This is a genomic window from Nonomuraea sp. NPDC052129, assembly GCF_040680095.1.
In the GTDB taxonomy this organism is placed as follows: Bacteria; Actinomycetota; Actinomycetes; order Streptosporangiales; family Streptosporangiaceae; genus Nonomuraea.
The window spans coordinates 1-1,596 of the sequence record NZ_JBFAVX010000087.1 but is presented as its reverse complement, the minus strand read 5'-3'; the positions used below and the strand labels follow the sequence as shown (position 1 = coordinate 1,596).

Here is a 1,596-nt window from a genome sequence, read left to right as displayed (position 1 = left end):
CGTATCCATTCACGCCTGTGATTGATCAGGCGTTTTGCGGTGGCATCCAGGGGTTCCCGGCCAGGGCGTCACGGAGGGCATCGAGTGGGTGGATGCCGTGGTTGCGGGCGGTGCCGAGGTAGGAGCGGATGAGGCAGTAGCGGGCGGCGGTGCGGACGCTGCGCCAGCAGCCGCCGATCTTCATCTGGAGTTTGACCATGCGCTGGGGCTGCTCGGCGGGGTTGTTGGTGAAGGGCACGGCGAAGTCGACGGTGAAGCGCCAGACCTGGACGGCCCGGGTCTGCAACCGTTTCGCCAGGGTGTAGCCGGGATGTCGGCCATGGGGCCAGTCGCGGTGGGTGTTGGTGGCGATGCCCCAGGCCACCGCCTGGTCATAGCGAGTGCGCAGCCCCTGCAGAACCTCCGCATCCACGGCGGTGGCGCCCTGGGCGCGGGCCTTGGTGACCGCGGCTTTGGCGTCGGTCAGCGCGCTCATCACCGGCTCGGTCCAGCACCGCTGCACCCGGTTGCCTTCGCCGTCCAGCTCGCCGATGCCGCGCAATGATCTGAGTAGATGCGCGCAGCACAGCTGCACTGCGGCCAGGTCCTGGTCGTACTTGGCGTAGCCGGGGTAGTCGTCGCGGACCAGGGTGCCCCGATAGCCGGGCAGAATCTTGAAGCCGTCCAGGGCGTCATGGCCGCGGTTGTCGGCGGCACCGAACCAGACCAGCCGGTCGGCGCGGGCGGTGTAGATATACAGCAGTCGATCTCCGTCGTCGGCGGCGACGCGGGCCGGGGTCTCGTCGTGGTGCAGCACCGGCGCGGCCCGCAACGCGTTCTTCAGTGCGGTCTCGAAGGCCGGCAGCCGCGAGGCGACGCGCTTGACCAGGCCGCCGGTGAACCCGGTGGAGACCGGCGCGTCCAACAGCACGCCCATCAGATCGGCGGCCCGGCTGATGCTCATATGCCCGGCGCACGCCAGGAGTGCGGTCGCGGCTCGGACATTCGGGCCGTAACAGCACGGCCCGGCCAGATGCGCCGGGGTGGCCGCCCGCGTCATCCGACGGCAGGCCGGGCAGGACATGCTGACCATCCGGTACTCGGTGACCTGGAGTTTGACAGGCGGGGTGTCGAACATCTGCACTCGCGCGACGACCTCCCCCTCAAGATCGACCAGCGTGTAACCGCACCCGGCGCATGCTTCGGGGGCGACGACGGCGATCTGATCCGGATCGCTCCGCCAGGCCAGCCCATGCCCCTCGTGCCCGGCCTGCCCACCGCGCGGCCGGGGCGAACGCTTCATCGGCTTCTTGGCGCGTTTGGCCCGCGCCGCCGGACCATCCGAACCCGGCGGCATCGAGGAGTTGGACGAATCCGTCCCCGCACGCCGCTTCAACTGCTCGACCTCGGCCAGCAACGCCCTGATGACAGCATCCCGCTCCGCGATCGCGGCTCGCATCTCCTCCAGGGCAGTCAACAGCTCCTCACGGCTGAGTTCCTGGGGGTCGGACACGAGCCCAAACTACGACGAACCATTACAAGATCCCTGTATTCCGCAGAACCGGCGCGTCTACCCCAAATCAGACTCAAGGCTCAACGCCAGGCGTGAATGGATAC

1 protein-coding gene is annotated in these 1,596 nt (G+C 68.5%); it reads right to left on the bottom strand.

Annotated elements, in window-relative coordinates; genetic code table 11:
- Positions 1 to 25: 25 nt before the first annotated feature.
- Positions 26 to 1,492, bottom strand: a complete 1,467-nt coding sequence (locus AB0L53_RS59275; protein WP_364015915.1) for an IS66 family transposase — start codon at positions 1,490 to 1,492, stop codon at positions 26 to 28.
- Positions 1,493 to 1,596 lie beyond the last annotated feature (104 nt).